General features: G+C 41.5%; 14 protein-coding genes and 1 tRNA gene. 10 read left to right on the forward strand and 5 right to left on the reverse strand.

Going from position 1 to position 17213, the window contains the following annotated elements; genetic code table 11:
- Positions 1-9: 9 nt before the first annotated feature.
- Both I2I33_RS16355 and I2I33_RS16360 read right to left on the reverse strand, forming a co-directional pair.
- Positions 10-1269: a hypothetical protein gene (locus I2I33_RS16355; protein ID WP_087421924.1), complete on the reverse strand. Its 1260-nt coding sequence runs from the start codon at positions 1267-1269 to the stop codon at positions 10-12.
- 33 nt (positions 1270-1302) lie between these two features.
- The gene (locus tag I2I33_RS16360) at positions 1303-2640 is read right to left on the reverse strand and encodes a DUF4270 family protein (protein WP_087421923.1); all 1338 of its coding nucleotides are present in this window, start codon (positions 2638-2640) and stop codon (positions 1303-1305) included.
- A gap of 220 nt (positions 2641-2860) precedes the next feature.
- Between I2I33_RS16360 and I2I33_RS16365 the strand changes: the two genes are divergently transcribed.
- Positions 2861-3985, forward strand: a complete 1125-nt coding sequence (locus I2I33_RS16365; RefSeq protein WP_087421922.1) for a Kelch repeat-containing protein — start codon at positions 2861-2863, stop codon at positions 3983-3985.
- A 581-nt stretch (positions 3986-4566) separates the two neighbouring features.
- Here I2I33_RS16365 and I2I33_RS16370 read toward each other — a convergent pair.
- Entirely contained in the window at positions 4567-5370 is an 804-nt protein-coding gene (locus I2I33_RS16370) for a KilA-N domain-containing protein (RefSeq protein ID WP_087421921.1), read from the reverse strand.
- Positions 5371-5829: 459 nt separating this feature from the next.
- Between I2I33_RS16370 and I2I33_RS16375 the strand changes: the two genes are divergently transcribed.
- Positions 5830-7794: a tetratricopeptide repeat protein gene (locus I2I33_RS16375; RefSeq protein WP_229128348.1), complete on the forward strand. Its 1965-nt coding sequence runs from the start codon at positions 5830-5832 to the stop codon at positions 7792-7794.
- A gap of 133 nt (positions 7795-7927) precedes the next feature.
- Here the strand turns inward: I2I33_RS16375 and I2I33_RS16380 are convergent, their stop codons facing one another.
- Positions 7928-9286 (reverse strand): methyltransferase RsmF C-terminal domain-like protein, encoded by a 1359-nt coding sequence (locus I2I33_RS16380; RefSeq protein WP_195666850.1) that lies wholly within the window; start codon positions 9284-9286, stop codon positions 7928-7930.
- 104 nt (positions 9287-9390) lie between these two features.
- On the opposite strand from I2I33_RS16380, the gene murB reads away from it, so the two are divergent.
- From murB to I2I33_RS16410, 6 genes are all read left to right on the forward strand, one after another.
- Complete coding sequence (gene murB / locus I2I33_RS16385; protein ID WP_195666851.1) at positions 9391-10404, forward strand: UDP-N-acetylmuramate dehydrogenase; 1014 nt, start codon at positions 9391-9393, stop codon at positions 10402-10404.
- A 134-nt stretch (positions 10405-10538) separates the two neighbouring features.
- Positions 10539-11288 (forward strand): acyl-[acyl-carrier-protein] thioesterase, encoded by a 750-nt coding sequence (locus I2I33_RS16390; protein ID WP_087421919.1) that lies wholly within the window; start codon positions 10539-10541, stop codon positions 11286-11288.
- A gap of 108 nt (positions 11289-11396) precedes the next feature.
- A tRNA-Leu gene (locus I2I33_RS16395) sits at positions 11397-11480 on the forward strand.
- Between the two features lie 847 nt (positions 11481-12327).
- Entirely contained in the window at positions 12328-13356 is a 1029-nt protein-coding gene (locus tag I2I33_RS16400; RefSeq protein WP_087421918.1) for an aminoglycoside phosphotransferase family protein, read from the forward strand.
- A gap of 21 nt (positions 13357-13377) precedes the next feature.
- Positions 13378-14007 (forward strand): orotate phosphoribosyltransferase, encoded by a 630-nt coding sequence (gene pyrE / locus I2I33_RS16405; RefSeq protein WP_027201274.1) that lies wholly within the window; start codon positions 13378-13380, stop codon positions 14005-14007.
- A gap of 5 nt (positions 14008-14012) precedes the next feature.
- Positions 14013-14474 (forward strand): SRPBCC family protein, encoded by a 462-nt coding sequence (locus I2I33_RS16410; RefSeq protein ID WP_087421917.1) that lies wholly within the window; start codon positions 14013-14015, stop codon positions 14472-14474.
- A gap of 35 nt (positions 14475-14509) precedes the next feature.
- Here the strand turns inward: I2I33_RS16410 and I2I33_RS16415 are convergent, their stop codons facing one another.
- Positions 14510-14863 carry a DUF3276 family protein gene (locus I2I33_RS16415; RefSeq protein WP_027201276.1) on the reverse strand — a complete coding sequence of 118 codons (354 nt, stop codon included), beginning with the start codon at positions 14861-14863 and terminating at the stop codon, positions 14510-14512.
- 365 nt (positions 14864-15228) lie between these two features.
- Between I2I33_RS16415 and trpS the strand changes: the two genes are divergently transcribed.
- A complete protein-coding gene (gene trpS, locus I2I33_RS16420) occupies positions 15229-16212 on the forward strand; it encodes a tryptophan--tRNA ligase (protein ID WP_087421916.1) in 984 nt (327 codons plus the stop codon).
- A gap of 72 nt (positions 16213-16284) precedes the next feature.
- Complete coding sequence (gene ruvA, locus I2I33_RS16425) at positions 16285-16866, forward strand: Holliday junction branch migration protein RuvA (RefSeq protein WP_087421915.1); 582 nt, start codon at positions 16285-16287, stop codon at positions 16864-16866.
- The last annotated feature ends 347 nt before the right edge of the window (positions 16867-17213 follow it).

A 17213-nucleotide genomic window follows, 5' to 3' on the forward strand; every position in this document is an offset into this window, starting at 1 on the left:
ATTGTGTCTTTAATGAATCTTAGCTTTCATGAACCAGATTTCTTTAAAGGCAATGTTTATTCTTAATTTTGCGTACTTCTCCAAAATCTGGTTATTTCGGTGAGTTCCGCGCATACCTAAATCAACGGCAACTCCCAACATCAACTCTTGGCGAGCCAAGCGAAGAGGCATTTGAGTTCCGACGGTTAGGCCATAAGTATTGATGTCTGTAGAATTGAAATTAAGATGTGATCTGGTAAAATAAGTTCCAGCCATATACTTATTTCTTTGCCACCAATAACGTCCAACTTCGTTGGGTTGCAGATATGCCCCAATGGCTATTTTATGATAGTTTTGATACTCCTTGTTTGTGTGGAATTCTTCATATTGTGACATATTCTGGAATGTGTAATCTCCGGCAAAAAGCCATTTTTGATTACGTTGGTAAGAAAGTCCTGTTGCAATTCTAAATGGATAAAAGACACTACTATTCTCCAAAGATTCATTGTCAACAGCTATCATGGATGAATTCGTATTACTTATTTTGTATGAAACAAAAGTCTGATTAGCGTGAAGTGGAGTTCCAAAATTGAAACTTGTACCTACTACAAATTTATTTTTTTTACCAATAGAAAACGGCAATTGTGCTCCTAATGTAAATAAAGCACTTCCCATTTGGGTAACTGTTTGCGTTTTCATATAATAACCGCTAGTGGCTGGTTGTAAAACCAATGTCAAACGGTCATCAATTCTCCCGAATAAATAAGACATATTTACACCTAAGGATAGACGTCCCAGTTGGTAAGCCGCTCCTAAATAAACCTCATTTAATCCCCCTTCACCTTCTATATGTTGGATATAGCGCATGGAATAATCTCCTCGCACATCATTATTATATAGTACATCGAATCCTCGATTTGATCGTTGAAGAATACCAAACGATGCGAATAATTTTTTATAGACACGGAAAGCCATTACAACTTCTCCATTTTGAGCAACTTTATAATTTGTATGCATCTTGTTGGTTGAAATATCAACATATTCCCCTGTGATTCCGGATTGAAAATAAAATCTGACAGAATCTAAGGCTGTATAAGAAGCCGGATTTAAAAAATTAATATTGTAATTATCGCGCATGGCGGCAGAAACTCCACCCATTCCTGTAAACGCTCCGTAATTGTCAGGCAATAATCCAAAACCTTCTTTTGAATAAGGTGTTCCAGAATTATTTTGCGCCCAAGTATTTATTGTTATCAATAAAATAATGATACATCCTAATAACTTTCTCATAAGTTTCATTTTTGACACTACGTAATGATTCGTTTACTTGTAATTACTGTAATATATGCTGAATATAGGTAATTCTTCAAAGATAGCCCTCTGATATTTATTATAAACATCCCCGGCGAATATTTGATAACCATCCCATGGAGAGTAAATATAACCTGGTAGACCAATTAATAAGTATATTTCTTTATCTAAAGGTTGAACTCCTTCTACTTGCCGAATATAAAAATCAGTAAGATCTATAGTATATTTCTTACTATCAGGATTCATTATATTTTGCGATAGAATACCGTATATATTATTTGAAGAATTATCCATTAAAACTTGTTTGACATAGTTGTTACTTCTGACAACATATACACTTAATAGTTGTGGTTCTGGAATATTCTCCCATATATCAACTTTAGGCCGTAATTCGATTTCTGCTTTTATAATTGTTTTATACTTGGACGCATCAGCAATAAAAGGTACTTTTATTTTTAACATGAATCCACTCATACCTTCAATAATGGCTCTATTTTCTTTTTGAAAAGGAATGGAGTCAGAGAATGTGACAGCATTTAATGGAGAATTTTCCCAAGCTTTATATTTTATATTCGTATAAGCATAGCTAACATTTTGCCCGGAAGAATACATGGGTAAAGTAAAAGATAAATCTTCAGTTGCTCCAATGTGGTAATGGCATTGAAGTTTTATTTGAGATGCATCAAGAGATGTTAATAAAGAGTTTTTCTCATTAGGAACAATAGCTAAACCTTTAAAATAGTCCATAAATAAATTACGATCTTCGAACATGGGATCTCGAGACCTCATTTTATTAAATAAGTCTTGGCCCAATGCATCATTTATTCTGAAATAAAGTTTTCTTGTATAACTTTCTTGTTGTGGATAAATTGTTAGTGATGATAGTTTTTTATCCCATGGTAATGAATCTGTATTACAAAATATAGGATTGTCTAGATTGTAGACCATATATTGCTTCAATTGGTATAAGTCAAAAGACTGATAGCTAGTTGTATCCCCTGCTAAATTTCTGGGGTAAGGTATTTCTAATGTTAATGAATCGTACATACAATTGGATTCCCAGGTAACATTACTAGCGAAACCATTAGGTGAAATTTGAAAATAAGGAGTTGCTTTTGTGATTCCCGTAAAATCATCTTCGACTCTTCCCATTGTGAGTTGGAATGTACTGGTTGTTGACATACTGGATGTCGGGAATGAATCTAATTTAATGGTAGAAGTTTCGTCTAGAATGAAACGTGTTACTTCTACATAGTGATCGTTGGGAATTAAATTATCTCCAATCGTCGTAAGGTCATTGTCACACGCATATAATGATAACAAAAAAAATGCGATAAAGAATATTCTCATGTGTCTCGATTTTGTTTTATAACAAGATGCGAAGGTATAACTATTTTCTAAAAAATCGATATTTGGACTTGTATTTTATCTAATGAGAGGTTAAAAAAAAAGAACACATGACATTTCTGTCCTCGTTTTGTTGGATTTCATGATAAAATATGTAGTTTTGCCTTTTGAAATAGAGAAAACATTATAGAATTTGCAAATAAATAATCAAGTAGGAAAAAGTATGAGAACATTTAGTTTATTAGTACTAGCCATTTTAGGATTTGCTTTTGTCGCTTGTGATGACGATGATCATTTAGGTGACTGGGCAAAAGCTCCTGAATTTAGTGGTAGATTGCGGAATCAAGCTGTATCTTTTGTTATTGGAGATTACGCTTATGTAGGATTAGGATTTGGTGTTGATTTGGCTGAATATAAAGATTTCAAAAAGTATAATTTGAAAGACGGAACTTGGACGGATGTACGTAATGATTTTGAGGGGAAAGGACGTCATGGAGCTGTTGCATTTGTTGCAGAACATGGTGGAAAGACATATGCCTATGTTGGGTTAGGTTATATTTCTGCTAATAGAGTAGAAGGAGAGGAAGATCGTCCGAAAGAATTTTTGAGTGATTTTTGGCGATTTGATCCGGAGACTGAGACTTGGACTGAGATAACCGATCCTTTTCCAGGAGAGGCTCGTCGGGATGCTGTCGCTTTTACGTTAGACAATTATGCATATGTTGGAACGGGACGTGCTGATAAGGCATTACTTTTCAAAGATTTTTATTGCTTTGATCCAGAATCAGAGACTTGGTTTAAAGATGATTTAGGATATAAAGGTGATCAAAAATATGGAGCATCGGCTTTCGTTATTAATGGTGCTGCTTATGTATGTTTGGGAGCAAAAGGTTCTGGATATGCACAAGATGTTATAAAATGCACTCCACAAGGTGGCGGTAAGGTTACTTGGGAAGAAATGCAAGCGTTGACGGATAAGCCTGGTGTAAGACAAGATAAGGATTATGATCGAATTCCAAGAGCATTTGCTGTTTCTTTTATTTCTAATAGAGGTAATGACGGTGAAAATTATGCCTATATCGCAACTGGTATGGGAAATAATCCGAGAACAGTGTGGAAATACAATCATAAAAAAGACCAATGGCATCAAATGGAGGACCTTGCTCCGTCTGCAATGACGGCTGTTGGTGCAGTTTCTTTTGTTGCAGATGGTTACGGATATTATACTACGGGGGGAACTAGTCCAGATCCGACTAGTGCAACTTCTAGTTCATCTGCTACATATTTTAGTAATTCTACTTGGAGATTTATCCCGGATGTGAAAGAAACTCGTAGAAACGACTATTAATTTAGTTCTTCTAAAAAATATCTTAAAGCTATCCATGACGGATAGCTTTTTTTGTTCGTATCTTTTGCAGAAGATTATTAGGACTCTATCTGATATAATTAAGAAACTATATAATCTGGTATTCTTTATTTCGGGCATTTCCTAGGGATATAGCGGTCCAAAATTTTATTCTTGGGAGTGAATAGTCTCGTATTGGCCCGTTTGGTGTGGTTTTCGAGTCTGTTTTTTTGTTTCCCATCTGTTAAAATGGCGGCAATGATTGGGCGACAATCGGGCAATAGCACCTAACTGTCACCTAACAGCCGCTCTACCGTCATGTAACGGGTATGAATACTCCCGAGAGTATCAGGTTTGTTGTACAAAGGTTTTCATAGAAGAAATTCGATCATTCCAATGAATCCCTTTTTTACTTTATAGTCATGAAAATTCTTTACTTTGCAATCATAGTCGTTCATCCATGACACGATCTTTGTGTAAATGTTATGGATTAGGCTTTATAATTAGGATTTTTGAAAAATGTAATTCCATGTGTCCCGCTAATAGATGTAGGATCTTTTAGATGACGTAATAATATGTCTGATTTATTTCAATAGTTTACGGTCATTATCGTTATTTTCCAATATGCTCATTTGATGGATTGCTATTTGATTAAGCTTGATCAAACGCTCTGGTTGTGATATGCCTTGCTCTATGAACACGGCATTTAGATTCTCCATGTTTGACAAACATATCAGTTCATTTATGGAGGCATAGTCACGAATATTCCCTTTCAAGTCAGGGTGAGCCTTGCACCATTGCTTTGCCGTGACACCAAACATCGCCACGTTCAATACATCCGCTTCATTAGCATAGATGATGCTTGCCTGTGCATGGGTGACTTCTTCCGGGATAAGGTTCTGCCTGATGGCGTCAGTGTGTATACGATAGTTGATTTTCGACAGCTCACGTTTCGCAGACCAACCAATTAACCGCTGCTCCTCTGATTTTAGACGCTGGAATTCCTTGACGATATAGACCTTGAACTCTGGGCTAATCCACATGGCAAACTCAAACGCAATATCTTTGTGGGCATATGTGCCACCATAGCGCCCTGCCTTTGCTTGTAGAGAAACGGCATTAGTCCGAGCTACAAACTCCTTGACGCTTATCTTGAAACTGTTAAGACCCGATTGGTTCCTAATTATGGCGAATTCGCCATAATTAAAATTGGGGTTGTAGACTTTCTCCCAAATACCGATGAACTCAAGGGTATTGCGGTTACGCAGCCAATCGGTGATGAAGAAATCCCCATCCTTGGCACGCAACATATCGGTGAGGCAGATATAATCCTCTCCTTTGACTTTTACTACATTGACTTCGGTATCCTTTACTGTAATTTTTGCCATCGGATAGTAAGCGTTTGGTTTCAAATACAAAGTTACTATAAAACTTTGATATATCAGCGAATTAGCCTACTTTTCAGAGTGGTTAAGTTGAAAATGGTACTCTATCTTGAAATAAGAGTATTCAATTACTTCTGCAAGATGTGTTTGTAATATTCTGTTGTTGTTTTATTTCTTTATGATTTTGTAAATATATGAATAAAATTGAAAACTTAAATAGGGGGATAATTTCCGTTATGTGTTCGTTATTCTATCGTTGAAGTATGGCTTTATAGGAACGGACAATTAACGAGGAGGTAGCGAGGACGTAGAACAAGTATGTAAGTTTTGGTATGCAGGAAAAAGAGTGATGGAGTTGATAATATCATACGAGAGAGAGATTTTTGGGAGGGTAAAAAGGGGGATATAATAAAGATGCGAACTTTTTTATTATCTTTATCCCCGAAAATATATGTTTATCGAATGAAGAAATTTGGCGTTATTATATTCTTCTGTTTGGCGACATTGGGGGTGTCGGCACAATGGAATACGGCAAATATGTTGCGAGTGGGGAAGAGTGCGATCATGTTTGACGACTACGTGAGTGCGATCGAGAATTTCAATAATATCATACGGATAAAGCCCTTTTTATCCGAACCTTATTTTTTCCGGGGACTGGCAAAGTTGAACCTTGATGATTTCGAGGGAGCTATCCGGGATTACACGCAGGCGATTGAACTGAACCCGAACTATTTCCATGCTTATATGTATCGGGGGATTGCCTATCATAATATGAAACAGTACGAGGAGGCCATGCATGATTATAACACGGCGATCGCAATCAATCCGGGTGAGGCTTACGTGTACGCGAACAGGGCAATTACCGAGGCTGATATGGGAGATTACAAGGCGGCGGAGAAGGATTATTCGAAGGCGTTGATTATCGATAAAAATTTATTACCGGCATATTTGAACCGGGCAATCATGCGGGAGAAACTGGGTGATCAAGAAGGAGCCATCGCAGATTGTAACATGGCCATCAAATTGAATATGTTCTCGGATGATGCTTATGGTTTGAGGGGATATTTAAGGTTTCAAGCAAAAGAGTATCACGACGCGATAGAGGATTACAACAAGGCTTTGAAGATTAACCCGGAAAACAAGCGGATTCTTATGAGCCGGGCGATTACGTGGTACGAGATGAAGAAATATCCCGAGGCACTGGAGGATTACACGGCAGTCTTGAAGGTGGATAGTACTTACGCGTATGCTTATTATAACCGGGCTTTGTTGAGGTCGGAAATCGGGGATGTGAATAATGCCATTCAAGATTTTGACCAAGTGTTGGAAATGAACCCGGATAACATACTGATTTATTTCAACCGCGGGTTGTTGAAGATGGAGATCAAGGATTACGAGGGAGCTTATAACGACTTTTCTCAAAGTATATCAATATACCCGGATTTCGTGAAGGCCTATCTGGCAAGGGCTGCGACGAGCATGGATATGCGGGATTATGATGCGGCCGAAAAGGACCGTTACAAGGCGGAGGAGATCATGGACCGATACCGGCGAATGAAAGACGGAGACCAGAATGCCTTGGTAGATACCACAGAGAATTTCAAGCGATTGATAGATATAAACTCCCGGGATGACCGGATGAAAGACGTGATTAACGGACGTTTGCAAGACCGGAACGTGATTATCGAATTGCAGGATATGTTTATCGTGCAATACCTGTCGCTGGATACGTTGCGGAAAGGGAAAGTGCAATATTTCGACAAGCGGATCATGAAGTTTAATCAGGAGCATAATTATAACCCGGCCTTGACAGTTTCAAATAAGAAATTTAATTACCCGAGGGAATTCGAGGATAATTATATCGAGAGTTTGTCTTCGGATATTCGGAAAAACAAGAATGTCACGGATGCTTTGTTGCTGCGTGGGTCGTTGTATCTGAACCGGGGAGATTACACGAAAGCGATCGAGGATTTCCGTGCGGTGTTAGAGCGTGACCCGAATCATCTGTTCGCTTTGATGAACTTGGCAAGCGCCCGTTCCCGGATGTACGATTACATCGAGTCGATAGAAGAGAAGACTTCCCGTGTCGTGGGTGAGGAGAAAAAAGTGGAGCGAAACGTGGATTATTCTTTGGTGCTGGAGGGGAATAACAAATGTTTGGAGATTGATCCGGAGTTCGTTTTTGCCATGTTTAATATTGCTAACGTGTACGCTAAGAGCGGTGAGATTCAGAAAGCAATTGATATGTACACGAAAGTGCTGGAAGTGGATAAGGATATAGCCGAGGCTTATTTTAACCGGGGCTTACTCTATATATACCAAGGAAACCGGAGTGCTGCTAACGTGGATTTGAGTAAGGCCGGGGAGCTTGGATTAACGGATTCTTATAGTATCATCAAGCGCTATTGTTCGGTGGAGGAAGAGTAAGAGGAGATAGAAGTTCATAAGGTCTATAAAGTTTATAAGGTTCATAAGGTCGGTGGAGCCCTGCGAGGCTCTTTGGTTACGGTTACTGGGGCAGCCGGGGGGCCTTGTGTGGTTGGAATCTAAAATCTAAAATCTACAATTTTTTAATTCTCCATTCTTTGGGGTAGTAGTTATTTACCCGGTTGCCGACTTCTTTTACCCAGCCTAGCCCGATGCCTTTGTAGGTGATGAGAATCCATTCCCCTTGAGGGGCCTCGAAACGGATGTCTTCTTTGCGTAGGAATTGGAGGGCCGTGGAGAGGTCCACTTCTTGACGGGTAACGTGTTTTTGTTGCAGTTTGTGGTATAGGGCCAGAGCGTGGGCGGGTTTCGTCTTCCCTTTAATACATTCTCCGATTTCACATCCTTTATAAATGACCCCGGCTTTGGAGGAAAGGTATTGGATAAATTCGGCGTGTTGTTTGGGAAGGATGCCTAATGTTTCTCCTGCGATGTAAGGCGTGTATTTTGTCATGTCCGGCAGGAGGGGGAGAATGTCTACCGGGAGTTTGACTGCGGGGGACGGGGTAGCTCGCTTTTCTTTTTTCATGGTAAAGGGTGTCCCGTCATTTTTTTGAATGACTCCCATGAATAAACCTTCTCCGTTAGTTTTGTGCGGGTAGAAATGGTACCCGTGGAGAGGAGAGGGGGACGGGGTGATGGCTGTAAAATTATGCCGGATTTCAACGGATGATGCATCGAACGTGGTTAAAATCCAGTTTAATATATCTTCATTTTCTCCGGGGTTGTAAGTACACGTGCTATACACGAGATAGCCCCCGGGGGCGAGAGCATCCCACACGTCGGAAAGTATTCTTTTTTGACGCTCTTCACAAAGACGCAGATTATTCTCGCTCCATTCCGTGATGGCTTTCTCGTCTTTCCGGAACATGCCTTCCCCGGAACAGGGGGCATCCACGAGAATCATGTCGAACGCACCCTTCATTCCCGTGAAACGATTGGGGTCGCTATTGGTGACAACGATATGATCGTATCCCCATTTGATAATATTTTCTTTGAGAATGGAGGCTCTTGATTTGATTACTTCGTTGGAAACCAGTAGTGAATCCTTGGGCAGATTGTTTGCCAGTAACGTGGATTTACCACCCGGAGCCGCACATAGGTCGAGAACCCGGAGAGGGGTATCCCCGCTTATCTGCTGAAGAACGACTTGTAGGAACATGGAGGAGGCCTCTTGCACGTAATAAGCTCCCCCGTGTAACAACGGGTCGGAGGTGAACGAGGGACGCTCCTTCAAGTAGTATCCATTACTGCACCAGGGTACTTGTCGGGAAAGTAATTCCGAGAAGGGGAGATCGGTGTTTGCCGTTTTCTCTGGGTTTAACCGGATGGAAGTGGGGGACTCCGAAACTAACGCTTGGAAAAAGGTTTCCGATTCGTTTCCAAGGAGCTGCTGCATCCTTTCTGTAAATGCTGGCGGTAATGAGATCATAGACACTTTGGATTAATGGGGCAAATTTAGTGATTTATTTCCTGATATATTTTACCTTTGCGAGAGAAAAGAGATCGTGGAGTTGATTAATAGACAGAAATAGAATGATTGAGATTAACGAAAATTTTAGTTTAAAAGAATATAACACGTTTGGTATAGACGTGGCTTGTAAATATTTTGTGAAGTGTGATCAAGAGAGCGAATTATTGGAATTCGTGGGATCATACGAGTTAGACCCGGAGGAAATTCTACTTTTGGGAGGGGGAAGTAACTTCTTGTTCACGGAGAACTTTGATGGGGTTGTCTTTTATCCCGTGATGCAAGGGTGCGAGATCGTGAGGGAAGATGATAAGTACGTGTTTGTCCGGGTAGGAAGTGGTGTCGTGTGGGATGATTTCGTGGCGTGGGCTGTCGAACACGGGTACGGAGGGGTGGAGAATCTTTCACTGGTTCCCGGCCATGTGGGAGCAACTCCGGTGCAGAATATCGGGGCTTATGGGATGGAAGTCGGGGAATGTATTGACCGGGTGGAAGCCGTGGACATCGTGAAGGGTGAAAGGGTGACGATTGATGCCGAAACATGTCGTTTCAGTTACCGGGACTCTATTTTTAAACATGAGTGGAAGAACCGTTTTCTAGTAACGTATGTCACTTTCCGTTTGGCAAAACATCCCGAGTTTAGATTACATTACGGGAGCGTGAAAGATGAAGTAAACCGTTTGGGTGAACTTTCGTTAAAAACGATACGGCAGGCCATTATTCGCATACGGGAGGCTAAATTGCCGGACGTGAAGGTATTGCCTAATGCCGGGAGTTTTTTTAAAAACCCGATGGTTGAACGTGCAGTTGCGGATGCCTTGCTGGAAAAGTATCCCGCGCTGCCGATTTATACCGTGGATGAAGGGCACGTGAAATTGGCTGCCGGGTGGTTAATCGAAACTGCCGGGTGGAAGGGAAAAGTTGTCGGCAATGCCGGGGTACACGACAAACAAGCGCTGGTGTTAGTGAACACGGGCGGGGCAACTGGCATAGAAATTGCACATTTAGCTAACGAGATAAAGAAATCCGTGTTCCTTCAGTTTGGAGTATGGTTGGAACCGGAAGTAAACGTGATATAAAAGTGATATTAAAAATTCTGTGATTGACGATTCAATGATTAGGAGATTAAAAAGGGGGGTGAGGTTGTGGGTGGAAATCACGTAATCGCAAATCATTAAATCACTCAAACGATAGGATCTAAAATTAGAACGGGATGGTAAAATATTCGGAAGAGATAGATATTCGGGGGCATTATACGGATTTGGAAGGACGCTTGATCATGAAGTCCTTGTGTGATCTGTTTAATGACGTGGCGAACGTACAGACTTACGCGCTGAAAATAGACGTGCCCACGTTGAACGAGCAAGGATTGACATGGATGCTGCACAAGTTACATATTTTGATTAACCGGATGCCGGAACAGGGGGAGAACGTGACGTTGGAAACATGGCCGTCGGGTATTGATCGTTTATTTGCGATTCGTGATTTTAGAATGGTGGCAGGAGAAGAGGTTTTATTGCGGGCTACTTCAGAGTGGATGGTGATAGATGTAAATCGTCGCCGTCCCGTGCGTTTGCCGGCTTGCGTGACGGAGACCGCCGCTTTCTGCGTGGATGGCATTCGGGAAATTCCTTTCGAGTTGGATACGAAAAAAATGCCGATAGACTTCGAAAGCACCCGTCGTTTCACGGCAACATACGATAATATCGATTTCAACAAGCACGTCACTCAAGCCACGTATGTGCGCTGGGTTACTAATTCTTTGTCTTACGAGTTTTTGAAGGACCACGAGATCACGGAGTTGGAAATTATTTACGAACATGAAGTGTTACCGGATAGTGTTGTGTGTGCCGGATGTCATGTTGAGGAGGAAGAAAATTGTGTGAAAGTATATCACCAAGTGAGAAATGAAAGTTTGGATAAAACGCATTGTTTTGCTGTTAGTTACTGGAAAAAGCGGTAAGAATTGGGTGTATTTTTTACTGTTTATTTCGTGAAATTCGGGTTAAAATACCGCTTATTTGTTTTGCGGTAACGAGAAAATACTGTATATTTGCGCCGTTAAAAAAATGCCCAAGTGGTGAAATTGGTATACACGCTACTTTGAGGTGGTAGTGGCCGTTCGGCTGTGCAAGTTCGAGTCTTGTCTTGGGCACAAATACCCTTCCTAATCGATTGATTTTGAAGGGTGTTTTTGTTAAAGAGAATCCCTGTTGGAATGATTACGATTTTGGATATCGTTTTCTTTAAAGCCTGTTTAAATTTTGTTGAACAAACTTTTGTCGTTGTTTGATTACCTCTAGGTCATGCCAATGTTCCTTCAATGTTCCTATATGTCTTCGTCTTGATTCGTGCCGCGTTTAAATTGTTTCCTCCGGCGATCACTCGCAAGTGACACGGAGAAAGCACGGAGAAGACACGGAGAAAACCTAGCCAAACAATAGAGTAACAGCGTATTATAGGAGTAATAAAGCACTTGTTGGAGGATAACTATCTTATAGCGAGATGGTTGGTCTGAAAAATATATGTAAATTCGAGAAATTCTCTTCCTGCAAGGTCGTTAGATAAATCCTATTCATGGTCATTCTCTTTCTTCCTCTGCCTGAGGGGAAGTACCCCGAAGAGGGGAGGGTGTTTGAAAATAGACTTTTGACGGGGCAGTCCAAAAAGTCCTGCTTGTATTTGCCAACTACCCCCTCCAGCTCCCCCTTACACAGGGGGAGAGCTGATTACCATGCGGTTTCTCCCCCTGTGCAAGGGGGAGTTAGTGGGGGTCGTTGTTTAAAATTGACTTTTTGAGACAGTCCCATTAGTTTCGCCTTTATATTGTATGATGGCGTGAATTGAGGTTTTTTCTTTACTTTTGCCTGCGAGATAAAAATTAATATATATTTTCAGTACATCGAACATGCTTAATATGGCTGATCGACGTTACTCGGAATGATATAAATACGTGTTGGATTGTCGGAAAAAGAAATGAGAGAGAATGAATAATCAGAGTTATGGAAGAAAAAATAAAAACTCTATTCAAACAATATAGTGGTAGTGATGCACGGCGAGTGGAGCCGTTGCCGGTGTCCGGTTCGGCCCGGAGATATTACCGGGTGTTCACGGGAGACCGGACATACGTGGGTGTGTACCACGAGAATTTGCGGGAAAATCGTTTGTTCGTGGATTTTACACGGCATTTTGAAAAATCCCGTTTGCATGTTCCGCACGTGTATTGTGTTTCGGAGGACGGGTTTTGTTATTTACAGGATGATCTGGGGCCGGATATGTTGCTGGATGTCGTGGAGCGGGAGCGAGAGGGTGAATTCCTGAGCGAGCATACCATGGAATTGTATCGGAAAGCCTTGTCCGAGTTGTTGAAATTCCAGTTGGAGGGAGGAAAGGGACTGGATTATTCGGGATGTCTGCCTCGTCCTGTTTTTGATGAACGTTGTATCCGGTGGGATTTGAACTATTTTAAATATTGTTTTTTGAAATTGGCGGGAGTGGAGGTCGACGAGGATCGGCTGGAGAATGATTTTGATCGATTGACAGCGAAACTGGTCATGGCCGGGGCGGATGGTTTTATGTTCCGGGACTTCCAGTCCAGAAATATCATGGTCGTTGATAACGAGGTGTATTTTATCGATTACCAGGGAGGAAGGCAAGGGGCTTTGCACTATGACGTGGCGTCCTTATTATATGATGCGATAGTGAAAATTCCTGAAAGTCAAAAGGAAGAATTATTAGATTTCTATATCCGGGAATTGACGAAGAGCGAGCCGGGATTCGCGGAAAAGTTCCGGGAAATATATTATCATTTCGTGCTGGTGCGTTTGTTACAGGCTATGGGTGCGTTTGGATTACGCGGTCTGCACGAGGGAAAACCTCATTTTATTGACTCGATTGTTCCCGGTTTGCAGGGGATTAGCACGTTGTTTGAATCCGGCAAGCTGGAAGGAGAATATCCCGAGATTCAGTATGCTATCCGAATGGCTTTTGAAAAATACTTTGTACCTTTGCACCCTGAAAGTAAAGAATAACCATTAAAATAATAGACAGATATGAACACTGTTGCAGAACAAGTAGCGTCACATTTGCTACAGATCAAAGCGATAAAATTAGAACCGAATCACCCTTTTACATGGGCTTCCGGGTGGAAATCTCCCATTTATTGTGATAACCGGAAGACGTTGTCTTACCCGGAAGTACGTACGTATATTCGGGACCAGTTCGTGAATTTGATTAAAACAAAATACCCACAGGTGGAATTGATCGCCGGGGTGGCAACCGGTGCTATTGCCCAAGGAGCTTTGGTTGCACAGGAATTGGGGTTGCCGTTCGTGTACGTGCGTTCTGCTGCCAAGAATCATGGGTTGGAAAATCTGATTGAAGGTGAATATAAAGAAGGTCAAAAAGTGGTCGTGGTGGAGGATCTGATCTCTACCGGGGGGTCCAGTTTGCAGGCCGTGGAGGCGTTGAGAAATGCAGGATGTGACGTGTTGGGAATGGTGGCTATTTTCACCTATGGATTCCAGAAAGCGATAGATAATTTCACGAATGCTCATTGCGTACTGGATACGTTGAGTGACTACAACGCCATGATTGACCTGGCCCAGAAGACCGGGTACGTGCAGGAGAGCGATGTGGCCAAGTTGAAGGAGTGGCGTCTGAGCCCGGAATCTTATAAATAAAAGGTATGGCAACACGAGTTGTTAGTGACGTTCAGAAAATAAATAGTGCGATTGCAGACGTGTACGCGTTTCTTTCTGATTTCTCGAAGATCGGGAAATTGATCGAGACGGCTCGCCAGATGGGGGCCGGTAATCAAATGCCGGAACTGGCTGACAAGATCGAGGACGTTCGCACCACGGAAGATGCCTGCACTTTTATGGTAAAAGGCGTTGGTGAAATGGGGATGAAAATTGTGGAGAGAGAAGAACCGAAATTGATTAAACTGGAGGGGGATGGACGTTTGCCTTTTGAATTTCAAGTATGGATTCAGTTGTTGGATAACGGCCCTTATGATACCCGGTTACGAATAACGGCAGAGGCGGAGTTGAACATGATGATGAAAATGTTGCTGAAGGGAAAACTGGAAAAGGGAATCAACCAACTGGCAGAAGGTCTGGCAAAAATTCCTTACGGATATATACGATAATAAAAAAGCTCTTCTGCAAAGAAGAGCTTTTTTGGTTATTTGGATAGATCGTCAAAATCAATGTCGTCAAATTTGTTTGTTTCAACTTCTTCTTGGACTGCCATTGTTTCTCCGTTAAGAGCTGCTTTGATGTAAGCGACAGCGTTGTCAAGCCCCTCTGCAAATTTATCAAAGTCTTCTTTGTATAAAAAGATCTTGTGCTTTTCGTAATTCTGAGAACCGTCTTTTTCGAGTTTCTTTTTGCTTTCAGTAATCGTTAGATAGTAATCGTTATTACGAGTAGCTTTTACATCAAAAAAATAAGTCCTTTTCCCTGCTCTCACCGGTTTTGAATAGATCTCATCCCGATCATTCATTTCCATACCGTCATTCTTTTCGTAACCTTCCATGTTTAAATTAAAATTATTAATTAGACTTTGCGTTTCAAAAGTAGGAAAAATAATATAACAACATCCATTTTTGTAATATTTTTTTCTCCTTGTCTATCAATATCTTACTTTGCTGAAAACGTTTTAAAAAGCGTGTATTTGTTTGAAATGGATGTAATGTATTGGTAATCATTGTGTTGATCTGGATAAGGTAAGCGAGAGACGGTTGTTTTCGCCAAGTACAATAAAAATGAATTTTACCGGTTCATGGGTAGGTGGTTATATAGTGTGATGATGAATATTGTTTCCGGGGCATTTTGATACATAGTTGTACAAAACGAATAAAACCGTATCTTTGTATGTTTTAAATTCGTAAATTTCAGACAATGGAGACAGTAGTAAGTGGAATTAGGCCTACGGGTAATTTGCACCTGGGAAATTATTTTGGTGCGGTGAAGAATTTTCTAAAAATGCAGGACGAGTATAAATGTTTCTTTTTTATTGCCGATTGGCACTCGTTAACGACGCATCCGCACCCGGGTAACGTGGTGGAGAACGTGCGGAAGATTCTGGCGGAGTACCTCGCTTGTGGTTTGAATCCAGAGAAGGCGACAATTTACGTGCAAAGTGATATAAAGGAGATTGCCGAGTTGTATTTGTATTTAAACATGAATGCTTATCTTGGCGAGTTGGAACGCACGACTACTTTTAAGGAAAAGGCTCGTAAACAGCCGGATAACGTGAATGCAGGTTTGTTGACCTATCCCACGTTGATGGCCGCGGATATTATTATACACAGGGCTCATAAAGTGCCTGTCGGGAAAGACCAGGAGCAAAACATGGAGATGGCCCGGAAATTTGCCCGGAGATTTAATACCATATACGGGAGTGAGTTGTTCCCGGAACCGGCATCTTTCTCCTACACGGGAGAAGGAATCAAGATTCCGGGGTTGGATGGTTCCGGGAAGATGGGAAAATCAGAGGGAAATGCTATTTATCTGGTTGACGATGCTGCAGCAATACGTAAAAAGGTGATGAAAGCCGTAACCGATAGCGGGCCAACCGAGCCGAACAGCGTGAAACCGGAGGTGATCCAGAATTTATTTACCTTGATGGATGTCGTTTCTTCGAAAGACACGTATGATTATTTTAACGAGAAGTATAATAATTGTGAAATTCGTTACGGAGATTTGAAAAAACAGTTGGCGGAAGATATTATTAATTTCTGCTCTCCGATTCGGGAACGAATCATGGAATACGCTGCTAACCCAGATAATCTGGATAAGGTTGCTGCGGCCGGGGCCGAGAAAGCAAGGGTTAGTGCGGCAACTACGATGAAAGAAGTGCGTAAACTTATCGGTTTCCGCTAGTAGAATAAACATAGAATTGAAAATTGAAATGCCCTGTCATTTTCAATTTTCAATTTTCAATTTTCAATTGTTATGTACGAATATATAAAAGGTGAATTAGTGGAGGCAACTCCGGCAAATGCGGTTGTTGATTGTGGCGGGGTCGGGTATTATATTCATATTTCGGTTAATACTTATTCTAAGATCGCTTCCCAGAATCAGGTTATGCTTTATATTCACCAGATCGTGCGGGAAGATGCTCATTTGTTGTATGGTTTTTTTTCTAAGGAGGAGAGAAGTTTGTTTCGGGCATTGATTTCTGTTTCCGGGATTGGCGCTAACACTGCGAATGTCATGTTGAGTTCGATGTCGGTGGAGGAGATTACTGGAGCGATACTTACAGAGAATGTAAATGCTATAAAGAGCGTGAAGGGAATTGGAGTGAAGACTGCTCAGCGTGTTATTATAGAATTGAAGGATAAAGTAGGTAAAGAGGGTGTTCCTGTAGAGGGGTTGAGTCTTTCTACGAGTGCGGTTCGGGAAGAAGCACAAGCTGCTTTGGTGATGTTGGGCTTTGCTCGAGCCCAGGTGGCGAAGACTTTGGACAAGATTTTGGCTTCGGAAAAGGTCGAAACAGTTGAGAATCTTATCAAGTTGGCTTTAAAACATTTGTAATTTCACTATCTCCTGTCGGTGTTTTCCTCGGCGCTACTTCGCCGTTGGGCTATACCATGAACATAGCATATACATAGCATATACATGGCATGAACACTGGCGTGTGTGGTTGTCGAGTTCTTGGAGAGCAGTTGTCGAGTTCTCGTGGTAGCCCGTTCCCCTTTTAACCCCGAGCAAGGGGTGATGACAGGGCGCGAACGGGTAGAAGACAGGAGTTAAAGGCGTATCAAATTCGAATCAAGGACGTTTCAAAGACGTTCACGGGTGTCGATGAAAGGTGCTTGCCGGGCGAGAGCGCGGTCCCTTTTCCCGGTCGTGCCGCCTTTCCCTCCCTTTTCCCGGTGGTC

This window comes from Butyricimonas sp. BSD2780061689_150309_C8, assembly GCF_015560935.1.
Classification (GTDB): Bacteria; Bacteroidota; Bacteroidia; order Bacteroidales; family Marinifilaceae; genus Butyricimonas; species Butyricimonas paravirosa.